This is a genomic window from Aceticella sp. 75b-Ac (assembly GCF_056032965.2).
In genome coordinates this window covers 1,342,524-1,361,583 of record NZ_CM190971.1, presented here as the reverse complement: position 1 = coordinate 1,361,583, position 19,060 = coordinate 1,342,524, and the positions used below count along the sequence as shown (strand labels likewise).

Sequence of the window (19,060 nt, the reverse complement as noted above, 5' to 3'; positions counted from 1 at the left end):
CTTTGAAAATAAATAAAGATGACTTAATAAAATTTTTTGACAGAAAAGGTTTCTACATAGTATTATTTTTATGTATTGTTGTTGTGGCAGTTACTGCAGTATATGTTACAAATAATAATTTAAAAAAGATGTCGGAAGGTATACAACAGGGGGAGATTAATTCAAAGGATAAGACAGATTCCAAAAATCTTGTTACGGAATATCCATCATCAAATCAACTAAGGAAAGAAAATAGTCAAGATACAATAACTACTAATGGAGGCGATAAAAACGTATTGAACAATAAAGCAGAAGGGTCAGAAGCGAATGAAAATAATGCGGTTAAAAGCGATAACAATATCTCCAAAAACGCTGCTCAAAATTCAGCTCCGCAAAATACAACAACCACGGTAAATGTTTCATTTACTCTTTTAAAACCGGTTAATGGGGATGTAATAATGGCTTTTGCAAAGGACAAGCTTGTATATTCAAAGACCCTTGATGAGTGGACGACCCATAAAGGTGTGGATCTAAAAGCCCCGATAGGCACGGCAGTTTTAGCAGCCATGGATGGTACGGTAGCAAAGGTTTATAATGATGCTAAACTTGGGAATACGGTTGTTATCAAAAATGGTTCTTATGAAACGAGATATGCAAATCTTGACGACGGAATACTCGTAAAAACAGGTGAAAAAGTTAAAAAAGGACAGGAGATAGGCAAAATAGGTTCATCAGCAAAGTTTGAGATAGCAGAAGACCCCCATTTGCATTTTGAATTGATAAAGGATGGGATATACTTAGATCCAATGCAATACTTTAGATAATTATTATATTTAATACAGGGAATATACCCTGTTATTTTTTTGCTTTTCTATATGATTCTACTAAGCTAATTATGGCATATAAATATATTGATAGGTTTACACTTAAGGAGGTTTTGATATTGAAGGATTATATAGAAGAGCGAACTATTGAAATATCAAAGTACATTATAAAAAACAAAGCCACTGTAAGGGAAGCTGCCAAAGTATTTGGCGTCAGCAAAAGTACGGTTCATAAAGATGTAACAGAAAGACTGTGTGATATAAACATAGAGTTGTATGAAGAGGTAAAAGAAATACTTGAAAAAAATAAAGCAGAGAGGCATATAAGGGGAGGATATGCAACAAAAATGAAATACAAATCCTTAAAATAAATTTATATACAAAGAAGGAATTATGAATATTATGTCGAATTAATTTAATATTAAAGATTTTATGATGTATGACGATAGAACAATATAGATGCCATTTTTTCTGAAGTACATAAGAAAGGTGTGTTTAAATGTTTGCATTTTCTAAGGATATAGGTATAGACCTTGGTACGGCATCCGTTCTTGTCTATATGAAGAATAAAGGAATTGTATTAAAAGAACCATCCGTTGTTGCTATTGACAGAAATACAAACAATATACTTGCTGTTGGTGATGATGCAAAAAGAATGGTAGGCAGAACGCCGGGTGATATACTTGCAGTTCGTCCCATGAGAGCTGGTGTAATATCAAATTATGATATTACTGAAAAAATGTTGAAGCATTTCATTACAAAAGCTTGTGGTGGCGGTATAATAATGAAACCTAATGTATTACTTTGTATGCCAAGTGAGGCTACACAGGTTCAAAAACGTGCAGTAATTGATGCCTCCATACAGGCTGGAGCCAGAAAAGTCTATTTTATTGAGGAGCCTGTTGCTGCGGCGATAGGAGCAGGGGTTGATATATCAAAACCCTGTGGCAATATGGTTGTTGATATTGGGGGTGGCACTACCGATATTGCTGTTATTTCACTTGGTAGTGCGGTAGTGTCAAAAAGCCTCAAGGTAGCAGGTGATAATTTTGATGAGGCAATAACTATGTACATAAGAAAAAAGTACAATATAATAATTGGAGAGAGAACAGCAGAAGAAATAAAGATAAAAATAGGGACAGCTTATGAAAAAGAGAAAGAAGAAAAGATAACTATTAAGGGAAGAAGCCTTGTATCAGGTCTTCCAAAAGGTTTTGAAGTTTCATCAATGGAAATAAAAGAATCATTAGAAGAACCACTAAAGGAAATCCTTGAGGCTATTCATGGAGTTCTTGAAAAAACACCGCCAGAGCTTGCAGCAGATATTTGCGATAGAGGTATAATACTTACAGGTGGGGGAGCCCTGTTACATGGAATGGGAAAGCTTCTTCAATCAAAATTAAGCGTGCCTGTATATGTTGCAGAGGATCCAATAAGTTGTGTTGTAATAGGAACCGGAAAAGCTCTTAATTTAATTGAAATAATGGAAGAGGCTGATACAGTTGTTAATGCACTGAAAATAAAGTAAGAAGGTGATTTTATGTTGAGAGGGTTATATACGGCATCTTCAGGAATGGTTACACAATCAAAGATAATGGATGTGGTTTCAAACAATCTTGCGAATGTAAATACAACAGGATATAAAAGAGACACTGTTGTAACATCAGCATTTCCTGATTTTACTGTTACAAAAAACGGAGGTGATAATATTCCGTATGATGGGAAAATCGGGAAAATGAATTATGGTATTCTTGTGGATACATTACATACGAATTTTCAATATGGTACGATAAATGAAACAAAAGGGAAATTAGACTTTGCATTGGAAGGAAATGGATTTTTTGCGGTAAGTCCTTCTCCATTAAGTACCCCTCAAAATATAAGATATACGAGAGATGGTTCATTTTCTTTGAATAAGGAGGGATATCTTGTCACAAAAGATGGATATTATGTACTAAGTAAAAATACCGATCAAAGTGGTAATCATGTGGCAATAAAACTTACACAAGGGGATATTTCGGTGGATGGAAGTGGAAACATATCTTTAAATGGTCAATACATGGACAGGTTTAATATTGTTGATTTCAATAATTATAATATTTTAAAAAAAGAGGGGGAAAATCTTTTTGATGCAGCTGGAGCACAGATAATTCCTGCAAATGCAGTTGTAAAACAGGGTTATCTTGAAAGTTCAAATGTAAATTCTGTTGATGAGATGGTAAATATGATTAATGTAGTAAGGTCATATGAAGCAAATCAAAAAGTTGTGACAGCTTTTGATGAGACACTAAGTAAAACTGTTAATGATGTAGGAAGAGTATAGAGGGGGTAATAAAAATGATGAGAGCATTATGGTCTGCTGCCTCAGGGATGAATGCACAGCAGCTGAATGTTGATGTAATTTCAAATAATCTTGCAAATGTGAATACAACAGCATTTAAAAAGGACAGGGCTGAATTCAAAGACTTAGTATATCAGACACTTCAGACAGAAAACATATACGGGGGACAAGGAAAACCTGTTAATATGCAGGTAGGCGTTGGTGTCAGGACATCTGCAATTGTTAAGGACTTTAAGGAAGGTAGTCTGCAGCAGACGGAGAATCCACTTGATGTGGCACTTGACGGAGAGGGCTTTTTTGCAATTCAAGGACCTGATGGTAAAACATACTATACAAGGGATGGAAGTTTCAAGTTAAGTGTTGATAGTGCCAATGGGGGTAAAGCTACCCTGACAACAGCCGATGGATATCCGGTATTAGATGATAGTGGAAAGGCAATAACATTTGACGGCATACAAAAGGATATATCAATTTCTCCCGATGGTGTTATTACTGCAAAAAATGCTGACGGTACATTAAATAAAATTGCAACATTGGGTGTATATAATTTTTCAAATCCGCAGGGGCTTTTTTCGAAAGGAAGCAATTTATATGAAGAGACTGCTGCGTCAGGTACCGCAGGGAAAAGGGATGTTTTTAAAGGAAAGATGGGAAATATAATGCAAGGGTTTCTTGAAACATCAAATGTACAGGTTGTAAATGAAATGGTAAATATGATAACAGCTCAGAGGGCATATGAGATAAATTCAAAAGCTATACAAGCTGCTGATGAGATGTTGGGGATTGCAAACAATCTCAGAAGATAGTGCAATTTAACCTATAAAGGAGTGGATGCTAAAGATGGAAGTAAATCCTTTAAACGGTATAACAAATATACCACAGATAAGTTCACAAAATAATACTACTGATTTTAAAAAGGCGATACAAAATGCCTTAAATGAAAAAAATAAAGAGAAACTTAAAAAAGAATGCAAGGAATTAGAATCGCAATTTGTAGGAATAATGTTAAATGAAATGAAAAAAACTATTCCCAAAGACCCTATAACAGGAGATGACTTTGCAACAGATGTGTTTACATCAATGCTTTATGATAAATATGCCGAGGCAATTTCTGAAAAGGAATCATTAGGACTTGCCGATACAATGTATAAACAGCTTTCAAAAAATATATAGCACGCTAAATTCCGGCGTGTTTTTTTACGGTTTTAAAGATTTATGTTATAATACTTATAAAAATATTTGATAGGGGGATATTAGAATTGGAAAATATAGAACTTAGAGAATTTATACCACATAGATACCCTTTTTTGTTTGTCGACAGGATACTTGAATTAGAAATTGGAAAAAGAGCGATTGGCATCAAAAATGTAAGCGTTAATGAGCCGTATTTTCAGGGACATTTTCCAGGAAATCCAATTATGCCCGGTGTTCTTATTATAGAGGCAATGGCACAATTGGCAGGTGTTGTTGTGATGGCAGGAGAGAAAAATAAAAACAAAATAGGCTTATTTACAAGTATAGACAAATGCAAATTCAAAAAAATGGTTTACCCAGGTGATCAGTTAAAACTTGAGGTTGAAATAATTTCTTTTAAAATGAAGCTTGCCAAGGTAAGAGGAAAGGCTATGGTAGGTGAAGATATTGTTGCAACAGCAGATATTGCATTTTTATTGGCGGATAAAGAATAAATAAGGAGAATATATATGTCCACAGCTAAAAAGACTGTAAAAACCGCAGGAATTATCATGATAATAACCCTTATGAGTAAGATTTTAGGATTTGGCAGGGAGGTTGTTATTGGGTCAAGATTTGGAACGACACATATGGTTGATGCATACAACATGGCGCAAAATATTCCTATGGTCCTTTTTGCTGCGATAGGGGTTGCAATAGCAACAACTGTAATCCCGATATTTTCAGAATATCTTACTAAAGAAGGTAAGGACAAAGCATATGATTTTGTAAACAATCTACTTAGTATCATGTTGTTAATAACGGTATGTTTTACAATAGTAGGTATAGGAGTTTCTCCTTATATCGTGAGGTTAATGGCGCCGGGATTTGAGGGGAATGTATTTTTGCTTACGGTAAGATTAACGATGATTCTATTTCCTGTAACAATTTTAATTGCCATATCAAATATACTGACAGCTTCACTTCAGTCAATGGAACATTTTACCGCACCGGCAATGATAGGGATTCCATATAATATTATAATAATAGGAACCGTTATAATATTCAGCAGCAGATTCGGAATCTTAGGAGTTGCAGTTGCAACTGTTATTGCCACATTGACACAGGTTCTTATACAACTGCCTATATTATATAAATTGGGTTTTAAATTCAGATTTAAAGTCAATTTCAAAGACGAAGCGGTAAAAAGAGTCATTATCCTTTCCATACCTGTTTTAATCGGTACAGGAATGCAGGTAATAAACACCTATGTTGACAGGATGATTGCTTCTTATCTGCCGGAAGGAAGTATATCCGCTTTAAATTATGCAAACAGGTTAAATGGTTTTGCACTGGGGATATTTTCAACTGCAATTGTTACGGTAATATATCCGTCACTTTCAAGAAGTTCCGCATTAAATAACACTAAAAGCTTTTTAAGGTGGCTTAATTTTTCAATAAAGGCTATTATTTATGTTATGTTGCCTGTAACGGTTTGTGCTATTGTTTTGCGTGTACCTATAATAAGGCTTCTTTTTGAGAGAGGAGCCTTTGATGAAAGGTCAACATACCTTACTTCTATAGGACTCATGTTTTTTAGCATAGGAATAACGGCATCGGGGTTAAGGGATGTCTTAAGCAGGGGATTTTATTCGCTGAAAGATACCAAAACCCCTATGTACAATGGAGGGATTGCTGTTATTATTAATATAATATTAAATCTTATTCTTGTAAGATATATGCAGCTTGGGGGGCTTGCCCTCTCCACATCTGTTGCAGCAATTGTTACAACATTTATGCTTTTTATATCCCTTAGAAGAAAGATAGGTAAAATTGGTGGCAAGGAGATTATAAATACGTTTATTAAGGCTTCTTCGGCTTCTTTTTTAATGGGAATAATGATTTACTATCTTTTTAGGGAATTAAGCAAAGTAATGCCTGATGGTAAACTTTATGAAGCCATAAATTTATTTGGAACGATTGTGGCAGGGGTAGCTTTATATTCCCTTATTATACTAATTTGCGACAGAACGGCATTAAGATATTTAAAAGTAGGGCTGAAATATATAAATTCGAAATTGGCTGGGAACTAATACAAAATTTTTTAAAGAGGTTATAAGGGTTTTAAACGGAACGGAAAAGACAGGTCTTAATTATTCAATAAGAGGAAATGAGGAAGATAAACTATGTTTTATAAAGATTATCCTGTAAATATCGAAAAAAAATTGGTTTTAAAATATTTAGGATATAAAAATGATAAGATACCAGAAGAAATTATGGATAAAATTAATAAAGCAATTAATGATGCATATAAGTTTATAAAGCCCAAAATAGTTTATGACAGATATAATGTTTTCTATGATGAAAAAGATAATAAATTAATATTGCCGAATGGAGATGATTTTTCAGAGGATTATATTTTAAATCATTTAAAAAATGCTGAGTACTTAGTATTTGCTGTTATTACACTTGGCAGTTCTATAGAAGAAAAAATATCCCAGTATTTTTCATCTGGCGACATAATGAAGGGTATGATTTACGATGCCATCAGTAATTCTGCATTGGATTATTTAAGCAGAAGCTTATGGAAAGATTTGGCGGAAGAAGCGGAATCTCAAGGTAAGGGTATAACCCAAAGTTTTTGCCCCGGTGACAGCAGGTGGAATATAAAAGATCAGGAAAAAATATTTAACCTTCTTGATGTTAAATCTATAGGAGTAAGTTTAAATGATGACTTTATGATGAAACCTCTTAAATCTCTCTCTATTGTTTATGGAGTAGGTAAAAATATTAAAACATCCCTTGCTGACCATGATTGCAGTCAATGTGATTTAAAAAACTGCAGCTATCGACATACCTCTAAAAAATTTTTCAAAGTCAATGTCAGCTTTGGCAAAGTTAAAAAAATAATTACGGCAGAAATGGGAGAAAACCTTTTTGAACTTCTTATAAAAAACGGTATAGAAGTTTATAACCTTTGCGGCGGACACCATAAATGCGGCAAATGTAAAGTAAAGGTAGATACGGAACAATTTATCAGCGAAGAAGAAGAAAAATTTCTTTCAGATGATGATAAGAAAGAAAATATGAGGCTTTCTTGTTTTATAACAGTTGACAAGAACTTAAATGTAGTTGTACCTTATAATGATAAAACTGCTGTAATACTGACAGATGACAATGAACTTCCTGTTATATCATTTAGACCTCGCATAGAAAAAAAGCATTTAAATCTGGATAAACCTTCATTAAATGACCAGAGAGATGACCATAAGAGAATATTAGATGCAATAGGAATAAATGCAACGATATCAGCCGATCTTTTAAAAAAGCTGCCTGATATTATAGAAAAAACATATAATATAGCTTGTACTGTACGTGGTGATGAAATAGTATCTGTTGATGATATCAATGATAAAGAAGAATTATATGGAATTGCAATAGATATAGGAACAACGACAATTGCACTGTATTTATACAATATAAGCACAGGTAAAAAGGTGGATGTATATTCCGCATTGAATCATGAGAAAGTATTTGGAGCAGATGTAATATCAAGAATAAATTATACAATTACGAAAGAAGATGGATTAAACAAAATCAATAAAATAATGATTGATGAGATAAATGATTTAATTGATGATGTATGCAAAAAAAACAAAATACATCGCAATAGCATATATGAAATAACTGCTGTAGGGAATACAACGATGATACATTTTCTTCTTAATGTTTCCTGTAAAAACATTGCAAATTCCCCTTTTATACCTGTATTTACATCAAAAATGCAGTTTAAGGCACATGACCTTGGTATAAATATAAATCCCGAAGGTTATATTGTTACACTGCCAATGGCAGCATCCTATATAGGGTCTGATACGGTTGCAGCAATACTGTCAAGCCGAATGTATTTAAAAGAAGAAATAAACCTTCTTCTTGACATAGGTACAAATAGTGAAATAGTCCTCGGAAATAAGGATAGGCTTTTTGCATGTTCCGCTGCGGCAGGTCCGGCTTTTGAAGGTGCGGGCATAACCTGTGGCATGGGTGGCATAGCCGGTGCAATAGAACATGTAGATTTTACGAATATACCTGTATATACAACAATTGGAAATGTAGAACCACAAGGTTTATGTGGATCGGGAATAGTTGACCTTATAGCAGGTTTTGTAAAATACGGCATTGTTGACATGACAGGAAGGTTATTATCAAATGAAGAGGTATCTGAATATACTGACAAAGGTATAGCCGACAGAATAATAGAATACAAAGGTGAGAGGGTATTTTTGCTTGACAAGAAAAATGATATATATGTGACACAGAAGGATATAAGGCAGGTACAGCTGGCAAAAGGGGCTATACTTGCCGGTATAAGGATTTTGATGAGGGAAATGGGGATAAATACAGAGGATATCGCAAATGTATATTTTGCAGGAGGTTTTGGCAATTATATAAATGTTGAAAGTGCTGCAGAAATAGGGCTTATTCCTTATGAGTTAAAGGATAAGGTTGTACAAATAGGTAATGCGGCAGGAAAAGGGGCTATTTTAGCATTACTGTCAGATGAAGAACTATCTACAGCATCAAAGATAAAAGACAGTATAAAATATATTGAACTTTCAAGTATTACATCATTTCAGGAAGAATTTATGGAGGGTATGTATTTTAACAGATGCAATTTTTAATTTATTCTTTACTTTTACAATAGCATGTTATAAAATATTATAAAAGAAACGGGTGATGGGGTTCACCAAAAATGCGTTATGCTGATGACTCCTACTATTTTAAATAGTAGTTTTTTATTTACTTAGGAGGAATGATTATGCTGCAAAATGTTTTTTATGTCGGGATTGGAGGTTTTTTGGGAGCTTCACTCCGTTACATAATTTCTCTGCAATTGTCAAAATGGTTTAATTCCAATATTCCAATCGGAACACTGACAGTAAATGTAATTGGTGGACTTCTGATAGGTTTAATCATGGAAATCAGTTTAACAACAGACCTGATACCTTCAAACTTGAGACTTTTTCTTACGACAGGTATTCTTGGCGGGTTAACAACCTTTTCGACATTCAGCTATGAAACGATCGGTTTATTTTATGAAGGAAGTTATTTATTTGCATGTGTCAATATCTGCCTTAATTTATTTTTAAGTCTTTTTGGGGTTATTCTGGGCAGATTATTGTGTAAGATTATTTTTTAGGAGGTGCTTATAAATGGAAGGCGGAAAAGGTAAACTTTTAAAGATATTTATAGGAGAATCGGATCGTTATAAAGGGGAGGCTTTATATCATGCAATAATTAAAAAAATCAAAGAGCAGGGGCTTGCTGGGGCAACAACATTAAGGGGCATAGAAGGTTTTGGAGCACATAGCAAATTTCGCTCCTCTTTGATTGAAGTGCTGTCAAGTGACCTTCCTATAGTAATTGAGGTTGTAGACCAGGAGGAAAAAATAAAAGAACTTATTAAGGTAATTTCTCCAATGGTAACTAAAGGCTTGATTGTTATGATGAATGATATAGATATTATTAAATATGTAAAATAAAATATACCTTATACCTTAAAGCATAGGGGAAAATTAATAGATTTATAGATTTTTAAGGAGTGATATTTTGCCTTTAAATATAGTACTGGTTGAACCTGAGATACCGCAAAATACCGGGAATATTGCCCGAACCTGTGTTTTAACCGGAAGCAGGCTTCACCTTGTGAAACCGCTTGGTTTTTCATTGAGTGAAAAATATGTTAAAAGAGCCGGTCTTGACTATTGGACATATCTTGATTTAAAAGTATATGAAAATTTAAATATGTTTATATCTGAAACCCATGGGTGCAAATATTATATTGTTACTACTAAGGGCAGAAAATTTTATCATGAAGTGACTTACGAAGATGATTCATATATAATATTTGGCAAGGAATCAGCCGGTCTTCCATTATGGTTTAGAGAAAAATATAATGATGATTGCGTAAGAATACCTATGAATAAGGTAAAAGCAGAGAGGTCATTAAATTTGTCCAATTCTGTAGCAATTGTAATTTATGAAGCATTAAAACAGCTTGATTTTCCTGATATGTATTGATGATAAACAGGTCAAAAACAAGAAAAACTTGTATAATTATATTAATACAGAATAATTATACAAGTTTTATTTTTAAACTTCTTTCATTATAAGCAAGATTTTCTTTATTTCCTTACATACCTTATCAAATTCATCAGGTCTTAATGATTGTGCACCATCGGATAAAGCCATTTCAGGGTTTGGGTGTACCTCTATCATTACTCCATCGGCTCCGACTGCTGTTGCAGCCCTTGACATAGGTCCTATTAAGTCCCGCCTCCCTGTGCCATGGCTTGGGTCTACTATGATAGGAAGATGTGAAAGATTTTTTACTGCCGCAACAGCATTTAAATCAAGGGTATTTCTCGTATATGTCTCAAAGGTTCTTATACCTCTTTCGCATAATATTACATTAGGGTTTCCCTCCTTTAGTATATATTCGGCAGCATTTAACCACTCTTCTATAGTTGATGACAGCCCTCTTTTTAAAAGAACCGGCATTTTTGATTTCCCAATGTTCTTTAATAATTCAAAATTCTGCATATTTCTTGAACCAACTTGAAGTATATCTACATACCTTGAAAGTTTCTCTATGTGTGAGCTGTCTATAATTTCAGTAATAGTTATTAATCCGGTTTCATCTCCAACTTTTTTTAGTATTTTGAGCCCTTCTTCTTCAAGTCCTTGGAAGGAATATGGTGATGTTCTTGGTTTATATGCACCACCCCTCAGCACTTTTGCACCGGATTTTTTGATGTTTTTTGCGGTTTCAAGCATTTGGTCATAACTTTCAACGGCACAGGGACCTGCCATAATAGTAAAATTTTCTCCACCTATTTCTAAATCTTTTACCTTAATTACAGTATTACAAGGTTTTGCTGCACGGCTTACAAGTTTATAAGGGGATGAAATCCTTACAACATCATATACACCCTGCATGGTGTTTACAGGTTTATCCTCCAATATACTTACATCACCAATAATGCCAATTATTGAGCGCTCACTTCCATTAACTACATTTGGGGTAAGGTTGTATTTTTTGACATATTCACATACTTTTTCAATATCAGCTTTTGTAGCATCATTTTTCATTATGATAACCATAATATGATATCCTCCTTTTAAGACAAGCGGAACAATTCTCGTCCTGTATTATTTAATTATTATAAATGCTGTTCCTATAAAATGTAAAAATAAAAGCCCTTCATCCAAAAGGACGAGAGGCTATTCCCGCGGTACCACCTTTATTAACTAATACAAGTTCACTCAAGAGTACAAACATACTCTTTTCCTTTTAACGGTGGAAAACTCCGGCATCATCTACTCTCCTGTTAGATTTCAATTTGCAACTCAAGAGGGAACTTCAATATACCTCCAATACCAGACTTACACCATCTCCGGCTCGCTTAAATCTTCAGTATATTTACTTTCCTCTGTCATGGTTTTTAAGTTTACTGTTTAAATAATGATATAATAAATATAGAGAAATGTCAATAAAAATTTTTCTGGAGTAACCGTATTTAATACAACAATTTTTTTATATTTTAATGTATTTTTATGTTAAAATGGAATTAAAAGAAAAATCAAGGGAGGATTTTTATGAGATTTGTTATGATTGATAAAACGAATAAAGAGTATGGCGTAATAAGCGGTAATGATATTATAGTTATGGATGGCGTGAGCTTTAAGGTATATTCACTTGATGATGTTAAGCTTTTGCCGCCTACAATACCAACAAAAGCTGTATGTGTAGGACTTAATTACGGTGACCATATTGAAGAAATGAGGGATAAACGACCTGAAGAACCTACATTGTTTATGAAACCTGCAACGGCAGTTATTGGACCTGATGATTACATAATAAAACCTGAGATGTCTCAAAGGATGGATTATGAAGGGGAACTTGCTGTTGTAATAAAAGACATTACCAAAAATGTTTCAGAAAGTGATGCATTAAATCATGTGCTGGGATATACAATAGGGAATGATGTAACCGCAAGGGACTTGCAGGAAAAAGACGGGCAGTGGACAAGGGCAAAATCCTTTGATACATTTTTGCCGCTTGGACCATGGATTGAAACCGAACTTGACCCATCAAACCTTGATATTACTACATATGTAAATGGTGAAGTCAAGCAGAAGAGCAACACAAAAAACCTGATATTCAGTGTACCAAAGCTAATAAGCTTTGTATCGCATATTATGACATTGAATCCCGGTGATGTTATACTTACCGGAACCCCCTCAGGTGTTGGACCATTACAAGCAGGTGACATTGTAACAGTTGAAATAGAAGGGATAGGTAAACTTACGAATAAAGTAAAGTAAAAATCAAGCCGAATGGAAGTGATATTTTGTGTACCAAAAAGATATAAAATTCAATGAAATTTCTTTACAATTAAAATATATTGTAAAGGATATTGATAAAGAAAAGGTTAAAAATTTCAGATGGTTTCAGGATAAAGCTAATAATATATTTGATATTTTACTGTATGATTATGCGGTTTTATATGAGGATAATGCAGCAATAATCATTGCTGCTGTAATTGACTTTTTAATTGGAATAGCGGATTCAAAAGAAGGAAAATTATCAAGATATTTTGTACCACTTATAATCAGGAGAGATATTGAGGATGAAAATTATATTGGTATAATTAAAGGAAGCGGCTTTACAGCATATTTGTATGATGCTGTTGATGATATAAATTATATAAGATTTGTCGATAGCCTGCTTTCCTCAAATAAAAATATAGATTTTAATAATGGTGGAAGATTAGAAGCTTTTAAATTAATAGATTATGATATATATAAATCAGAAAGATTTAGCAACAAATCAACCAACAGCTTGACATTCCTTAAAAAAGATGAAATTATAAAGACCTTCAGAAGAATGATGCCGGGTATTAATCCAGACCTTGAAATGACTATGATGCTTAAACAAAACGGCTTTCTTAGTATTGAGGACATAAGAGGTTATTTTCAATATATTGATAAAGAAAAAAATATTTATACGATCGCAATGATATTTGAATATATTGAAAATATTGTAGATATGTGGCAATTTACACAGGAATACTTAAAAGGTATCTCGGAAAAATTTGCTTATATGGATGATATTCCTTTAGAGTATATAAAAAAAAGCAGTGAAGATTATCTTGCAGAAATAAAAAAAATAGCTGGAATCATTGCAGATATGCATATAATATTATCGAAAATCAGCACAAATTCATTTTTAAAGAAAAATCCAAAAGAATCCGATGTAAAAGAACTAATATCTGGTATTAATAATAATTATAATCAGTTGTTAAATTACCTCAGAGACGGTATTTTTGATAAAGAAACAAAGGAAATGTTTGAAAAAATATCACATCAAAAAGATATCATAGAAAAAGCATCAAAATATATTGTAAAACTCTATCCATATTTTGGACAATACATAAGATGTCATGGTGATTTACATTTGGAACAAATATTAAAAACCGAAGAAAGCTATATTATTATAGACTTTGAAGGTGAACCGACAAAGCCCATACAAGAAAGAAATAAAAAGGTTTCTCCTTTAAAGGATATAGCAGGAATATTAAGGTCCTTTGACTATGCTGTATATTCTGCATATTTCAACTATAAAGATGCATATAATTCCTCTGTATCAGAGCTTAAGAATATAGAGAAATTTCTTTTATTATGGGAAGATATCGTTGAGGAAACTTTTATTTATACATATTTAAAAATTGTAAAGCTATATGCACCAGATATTTTACCTGATGAAAAATATCTCGATATGATTATTTTGCTGTTTAAGCTTGATAAGGCTCTATTTGAAGGGATATACGAGGTAAATAACAGACCGGAGTGGGTTAAGATACCTCTTAAGGGAATAATCAAATGTTTAGAGAGTCTTGGGAATAACCAAATTATGTGAGGTGGTAAAAATGGACAATTTAAAAGTGACATTATTTACAAATGAATACCCGCCGTATATTTACGGCGGTGCAGGGGTTCATGTTGATTATCTGTCACGTGCTCTTTCAAAATTGATGCATGTAGATGTAAGATGTTTTGGAGACCAGGATTTAAGAATAGGGAATTTGAATGTAAAAGGATATGGGGAGTGGGAATTTTTAAAAGAAGATTGTGATAAGAAACATCAAAAGGTAATCGGAACCTTTTCAAGAGACCTTGCCATGATTAAAGATTTCATAACCGCCGATATTGTACATAGTCATACATGGTATACATTTATGGCGGGATTTTTGGCAAAAATGCTTTATAATATTCCCCTTGTTGTAACAATGCACAGTATCGAACCATTGAGACCATGGAAAAAAGAGCAACTGGGAAATGGCTATAATTTAAGTCTGTGGATCGAAAAGACAGGTGTTGAAGCAGCAGATAGGATAATTGCCGTTTCAAAAAGCTCAAAAGAAGATATTCTAAAATGCTATAAAATTCCTGAGGATAGGGTACAGGTAATATATAATGGAATTGATTTAGAAGAATACCAGAAAAAGGATAAAAGTGATGTAATTAAAAAATATGGTATAGACGGCAGATTCATTCTTTTTGTTGGGAGAATATCAAGGCAAAAGGGCATCTTGTACCTTGTTGATGCTGTAAAATATCTCCCCAAGGATATAAAGGTGGTGTTATGTGCAAGTACACCCGATACAAATGAGGTAATGGAAGAAATGAAGGAGAAAATAAGGGAACACAAAAACATAATCTGGATAAACAAGAGGTTAAAAAAAGAAGAGCTTATTGAGCTGTACAGCAATGCTGATGTGTTTGTCTGCCCATCTCTTTATGAACCATTTGGAATTATAAATCTTGAGGCAATGGCTTGTAAAGTGCCGGTTGTAGCAAGTGCAACAGGTGGAATAAAAGAGGTGGTAGTAAACGGTGAAACAGGCTTTTTAGTGGAACCGGGAAATTCCGAAGCCCTTGCAAAACATATAAAAATTCTTCTTGATAACAAGGTGTTAGCTTTAAAATTTGGATTAAACGGCAGGAAACGTGTCGAAGGTATGTTTAGCTGGGAAAAAATTGCGAAAGAAACATATGATGTGTATAAGCAGGCAGTTGAAAATTATAAACTGTAAAAGAATGTAATTCAAGCAGTTAATATCAGAGAAAAATTAAAAATAAATGGAAATAATGATAAAAATATTATTGACATAGCATCAGTCCTTGTTATATAATAAAATAAAAAACAATAGATAAAAGAGAAATTTTTTTAATAATAAGTCATTGCAAATATAATATTTAACCGATATATTTAAATTCATATTAAAGTATAGAACTTTTATAGCATATTGATGAATTTCCTTCATAACAAAGCAAATAAAAATTAAAATACAAGAGCATCTGTTTATAGTAAATTTTCAAAATTATAAAAAATGAATTGCGGGGTTTTAAGTTATTATCAACTTTAAAGTTAAGATGTTACTTATTTTATGTTTATGGTATCACATAGCTTTTTAAAGCTATAACTACATAATAGTTTACAACTGTCCATGTTGAACCTTAAACATAAAAAAATACTGCATTTTTAGTATAATAAATTTTTTAATCTTTTCAAAATATTTTTAAAGAGGTGAACTCAAGAAAAATGGGTAAACATACGGTAACCTCCACTATTTATGTATCGGATATAAAGAAATTTCATGATGGTAATAATTTTAAATCATATGAGATGCTTGGCTGCAGGGTACTTAACTATAGAGGAAAAGATGGTGCGGTATTTTGCGTATGGGCTCCTAATGCAACTAAGGTTGGGGTTGTTGGTGATTTTAACAACTGGAAGGGCAGCAATCACCTGATGCTTCCTGTTAAGAATTCAGGTTTATGGTGGCTTTTTATAGAAGGAATAAAAGATGGAGATTTATACAAGTATGAAATACATACAAGAGATGGAAGAATTGTTCTGAAAGCAGATCCATATGCATTTTATTCCGAGGAAAGACCGAACACAGCTTCAATTGCAAGAAAATTTCCTGTTTATGAATGGAATGACAAGGAATGGCTTGAGAATCGAAAAAATATGAATTTATTTGAAAAACCCATAAATATATATGAAATTCATTTTGGTTCATGGAGAAAGAAAGCTGATGGGAGTTTTTATTCATACAGAGAAATAGCAGACATGCTGTGTTCATATATCAAAGAGATGGGGTATACCCATGTTGAAATTCTCCCATTGATGGAACATCCCCTTGATAGGTCATGGGGTTATCAACCAACCGGTTTTTACTCAGTAACAAGCAGGTATGGCACTCCTGAGGATTTCATGTATTTTGTAGATAAACTGCATCAAAATGGAATTGGTGTCATAATGGATTGGGTACCGGGACATTTTTGCAAAGATGAACATGGTCTCTATCATTTTGATGGGACACCATTATATGAATATGATGACCCTGCACTTAAGGAAAACAGCTATTGGGGTACGGCAAATTTTAATATTGCAAAGCCGGAAGTACAGTGCTTTTTGATATCAAATGCACTTTTTTGGTTTAATATCTACCATATAGATGGGCTTAGGTCAGATGCCATTACAAACATGATATATTTAAATGAAAGAGAAGGAGATTATGAAAGCAAAGGTGCCAAAGAAACAACAGAATTTTTAAAAAAGTTGAATAAAATAGTTTTTGAAAATACTGATAATCCTTTAATGATAGCCGAAGAATCAAGTGCATTTCCCCTTGTGACATATCCTACATATGATGGTGGATTAGGATTTAATTACAAATGGGATATGGGCTGGATGAACGATACATTGAAATATATGCAGAAATATCCCACAGAACGGAAATCATTTCATAATCTTATTACTTTCTCACTTATGTATACATACTCTGAGAATTTTATTCTTCCCCTTTCACATGATGAAGTGGTTCATGGTAAAAGGTCTTTAATTGATAAAATGCCTGGAGAGTATGAAGAAAAGTTTGATAATTTAAGGCTTTTATTTGGTTATATGATGTGCCATCCAGGTAAAAAGCTTTTATTCATGGGTGGAGAATTTGCTCATTTTATAGAATGGAATTTTGCCAAAGAGCTTGACTGGTTTTTATTAGATTATCCCATGCACAAAAAAATGCAGGATTATGTTAAAGATTTAAATCATTTTTATTTGCAAAATAAAGCCTTATGGGAGCTTGATCATGATGAGAAAGGTTTCCTCTGGATAGATGCAAACAATGCAAGTCAGAGCATAATATCGTTTATAAGATATTCAAAGACAAAAGAAGATTTTTTAGTTGTTATCTGCAATTTTAGTAATATAACTTATGATGAATACAAGGTGGGGGTTCCGGAAGCGGATAATTATATAGAAGTTTTAAACAGTGATATGGAGAAATATGGTGGTAACAATATCTTTAATGAGGGTTCAATAAAAGTGTTGGATGAAAGCCTTCATGGGAAACCCTGTTGTATAAATATAAAACTTCCGGCACTTTCAGCATTAATTTTTAAGCCTTTGAAAGAAAATGACGAGGTGAGATAAAATGGCAAAAAAGGATGTGGTTGCATTAATATTAGCAGGAGGACAGGGCAGCAGGTTAAAATCCCTGACAAAAAACAATGCAAAACCTGCGGTAGAATTTGGCGGGAAATACAGAATAATTGATTTCGCTTTAAGTAATTGCTGTAATTCTTCCATTGAGATAGTTGGGATATTGACACAATATCAGCCTTTTATTCTCCATTCACATATAGGTATTGGTGTCCCATGGGACCTTGACAGGGCAAATGGGGGTGTGTCGATTCTTCCTCCGTATGTTAAAGATGCAGGCGGCAACTGGTATAACGGCACAGCTGATGCGGTATTTCAAAATGCATATTTTGTTGATTTTTATTCACCAGATTATCTTATTGTTTTGTCAGGTGATCATATATATAAGATGGATTACAGAGAAATGCTTAAATATCATATAGAAAAAAAGGCTGATGCAACTATTGCAGTGACTCAGGTACCGATAGGAGAAGCTAATCGCTTTGGAATATTGAATACATCAGATGACTATAAAGTATATGAATTTGAAGAAAAGCCCAAAAACCCCAAAAGCAATCTTGCTTCAATGGGCATATATATATTTAACTGGCATAAATTAAAGCATATCATATTGGAAGATTCAAAGAATTCAAAGTCTACGCATGATTTTGGGAAAGATATCATACCTAATATGCTTAACAGAGGTTTCAAATTGTATGCATATCCTTTTGAAGGCTACTGGAGAGATGTCGGCACGATAGAAAGCTATTGGGAAGCTAATATGGACCTTTTAAAAGAAGACCTTCCTTCAATAAATAATCATAAAGAACTGGATCTTTTTGATGAGAATTGGAAAATTTACACTTCTTCTTTAGCATATCCGCCACAGTATATAGGAGAAGATGCAGTTATAAAAAATTCAATGATTGTAGAGGGATGTGTGATTTTAGGCAGTGTTACAAGGTCAGTATTATCTTATGGCGTATATATCGGCAAAGGGTGTGAAATAAAAAATTCCGTAATCATGTCAGGCGCTATCATAGAAGATGATGCATGTGTTACAAACAGTATAATTTGTTCCAAAGTAAAAATAAAAAAAGGTTCAGTTATTGGAAATTCTGATGGGCTCTCTGTAGTACCGGAAAACAAAACAATAGAAGGTGTTTATTCAAATGGTTAAATAAA

Annotated in this window: 18 protein-coding genes, 1 riboswitch and 1 other annotated feature; of the genes, 17 read left to right on the top strand and 1 reads right to left on the bottom strand. The window is 33.3% G+C overall.

The window, feature by feature from the left end; translation table 11 throughout:
- Positions 1-2 precede the first annotated feature (2 nt).
- The 12 genes from AC0LWJ_RS07140 to AC0LWJ_RS07085 all read left to right on the top strand — a co-directional run bounded on the left by AC0LWJ_RS07140 (position 3) and on the right by AC0LWJ_RS07085 (position 10,398).
- Positions 3-803 carry a peptidoglycan DD-metalloendopeptidase family protein gene (locus AC0LWJ_RS07140; RefSeq protein WP_474239798.1) on the top strand — a complete coding sequence of 267 codons (801 nt, stop codon included), beginning with the start codon at positions 3-5 and terminating at the stop codon, positions 801-803.
- Positions 804-922: 119 nt separating this feature from the next.
- Positions 923-1,174, top strand: a complete 252-nt coding sequence (gene spoIIID / locus AC0LWJ_RS07135) for a sporulation transcriptional regulator SpoIIID (RefSeq protein WP_284680402.1) — start codon at positions 923-925, stop codon at positions 1,172-1,174.
- Positions 1,175-1,302: 128 nt separating this feature from the next.
- Positions 1,303-2,331: a rod shape-determining protein MreB gene (gene mreB / locus AC0LWJ_RS07130; protein ID WP_474239800.1), complete on the top strand. Its 1,029-nt coding sequence runs from the start codon at positions 1,303-1,305 to the stop codon at positions 2,329-2,331.
- 12 nt (positions 2,332-2,343) lie between these two features.
- The gene (locus AC0LWJ_RS07125) at positions 2,344-3,126 is read left to right on the top strand and encodes a flagellar hook-basal body protein (protein ID WP_474239802.1); all 783 of its coding nucleotides are present in this window, start codon (positions 2,344-2,346) and stop codon (positions 3,124-3,126) included.
- Positions 3,127-3,140: 14 nt separating this feature from the next.
- Positions 3,141-3,950: a flagellar basal-body rod protein FlgG gene (flgG, locus tag AC0LWJ_RS07120; protein WP_284680405.1), complete on the top strand. Its 810-nt coding sequence runs from the start codon at positions 3,141-3,143 to the stop codon at positions 3,948-3,950.
- Positions 3,951-3,975: 25 nt separating this feature from the next.
- On the top strand, positions 3,976-4,317 hold the full coding sequence (locus tag AC0LWJ_RS07115) for a rod-binding protein (RefSeq protein WP_474239804.1): 342 nt from the start codon (positions 3,976-3,978) through the stop codon (positions 4,315-4,317).
- Between the two features lie 86 nt (positions 4,318-4,403).
- Complete coding sequence (gene fabZ, locus AC0LWJ_RS07110) at positions 4,404-4,832, top strand: 3-hydroxyacyl-ACP dehydratase FabZ (protein WP_474239806.1); 429 nt, start codon at positions 4,404-4,406, stop codon at positions 4,830-4,832.
- A gap of 15 nt (positions 4,833-4,847) precedes the next feature.
- On the top strand, positions 4,848-6,410 hold the full coding sequence (murJ, locus tag AC0LWJ_RS07105; RefSeq protein ID WP_474239808.1) for a murein biosynthesis integral membrane protein MurJ: 1,563 nt from the start codon (positions 4,848-4,850) through the stop codon (positions 6,408-6,410).
- A gap of 93 nt (positions 6,411-6,503) precedes the next feature.
- Entirely contained in the window at positions 6,504-8,999 is a 2,496-nt protein-coding gene (locus AC0LWJ_RS07100) for an ASKHA domain-containing protein (RefSeq protein ID WP_474239809.1), read from the top strand.
- A gap of 42 nt (positions 9,000-9,041) precedes the next feature.
- Positions 9,042-9,100, top strand: a riboswitch (Fluoride riboswitch).
- 36 nt (positions 9,101-9,136) lie between these two features.
- Positions 9,137-9,517, top strand: coding sequence for a fluoride efflux transporter CrcB (crcB, locus tag AC0LWJ_RS07095; protein ID WP_284680410.1), 381 nt, complete (start codon positions 9,137-9,139; stop codon positions 9,515-9,517).
- Between the two features lie 13 nt (positions 9,518-9,530).
- The gene (locus AC0LWJ_RS07090) at positions 9,531-9,860 is read left to right on the top strand and encodes a DUF190 domain-containing protein (RefSeq protein WP_474239810.1); all 330 of its coding nucleotides are present in this window, start codon (positions 9,531-9,533) and stop codon (positions 9,858-9,860) included.
- Between the two features lie 67 nt (positions 9,861-9,927).
- Complete coding sequence (locus AC0LWJ_RS07085) at positions 9,928-10,398, top strand: tRNA (cytidine(34)-2'-O)-methyltransferase (protein WP_284680412.1); 471 nt, start codon at positions 9,928-9,930, stop codon at positions 10,396-10,398.
- Between the two features lie 72 nt (positions 10,399-10,470).
- Here AC0LWJ_RS07085 and aroF read toward each other — a convergent pair whose 3' ends face one another.
- Entirely contained in the window at positions 10,471-11,481 is a 1,011-nt protein-coding gene (gene aroF / locus AC0LWJ_RS07080; RefSeq protein WP_284680413.1) for a 3-deoxy-7-phosphoheptulonate synthase, read from the bottom strand.
- Positions 11,482-11,586: 105 nt separating this feature from the next.
- Positions 11,587-11,826, bottom strand: a binding site (T-box leader).
- A gap of 150 nt (positions 11,827-11,976) precedes the next feature.
- On the opposite strand from aroF, the gene AC0LWJ_RS07075 reads away from it, so the two are divergent.
- The 5 genes from AC0LWJ_RS07075 (at position 11,977) to AC0LWJ_RS07055 (ending at position 19,055) form a co-directional block, all read left to right on the top strand.
- Entirely contained in the window at positions 11,977-12,705 is a 729-nt protein-coding gene (locus AC0LWJ_RS07075; RefSeq protein WP_474239813.1) for a fumarylacetoacetate hydrolase family protein, read from the top strand.
- 28 nt (positions 12,706-12,733) lie between these two features.
- Positions 12,734-14,299 (top strand): hypothetical protein, encoded by a 1,566-nt coding sequence (locus tag AC0LWJ_RS07070; RefSeq protein ID WP_474239815.1) that lies wholly within the window; start codon positions 12,734-12,736, stop codon positions 14,297-14,299.
- Positions 14,300-14,309: 10 nt separating this feature from the next.
- Positions 14,310-15,476: a glycogen synthase gene (glgA, locus tag AC0LWJ_RS07065; protein ID WP_474239817.1), complete on the top strand. Its 1,167-nt coding sequence runs from the start codon at positions 14,310-14,312 to the stop codon at positions 15,474-15,476.
- Positions 15,477-15,985: 509 nt separating this feature from the next.
- The gene (gene glgB / locus AC0LWJ_RS07060; protein ID WP_474239819.1) at positions 15,986-17,887 is read left to right on the top strand and encodes a 1,4-alpha-glucan branching protein GlgB; all 1,902 of its coding nucleotides are present in this window, start codon (positions 15,986-15,988) and stop codon (positions 17,885-17,887) included.
- Between the two features lies 1 nt (position 17,888).
- The gene (locus tag AC0LWJ_RS07055; RefSeq protein ID WP_474239820.1) at positions 17,889-19,055 is read left to right on the top strand and encodes a glucose-1-phosphate adenylyltransferase; all 1,167 of its coding nucleotides are present in this window, start codon (positions 17,889-17,891) and stop codon (positions 19,053-19,055) included.
- Positions 19,056-19,060 lie beyond the last annotated feature (5 nt).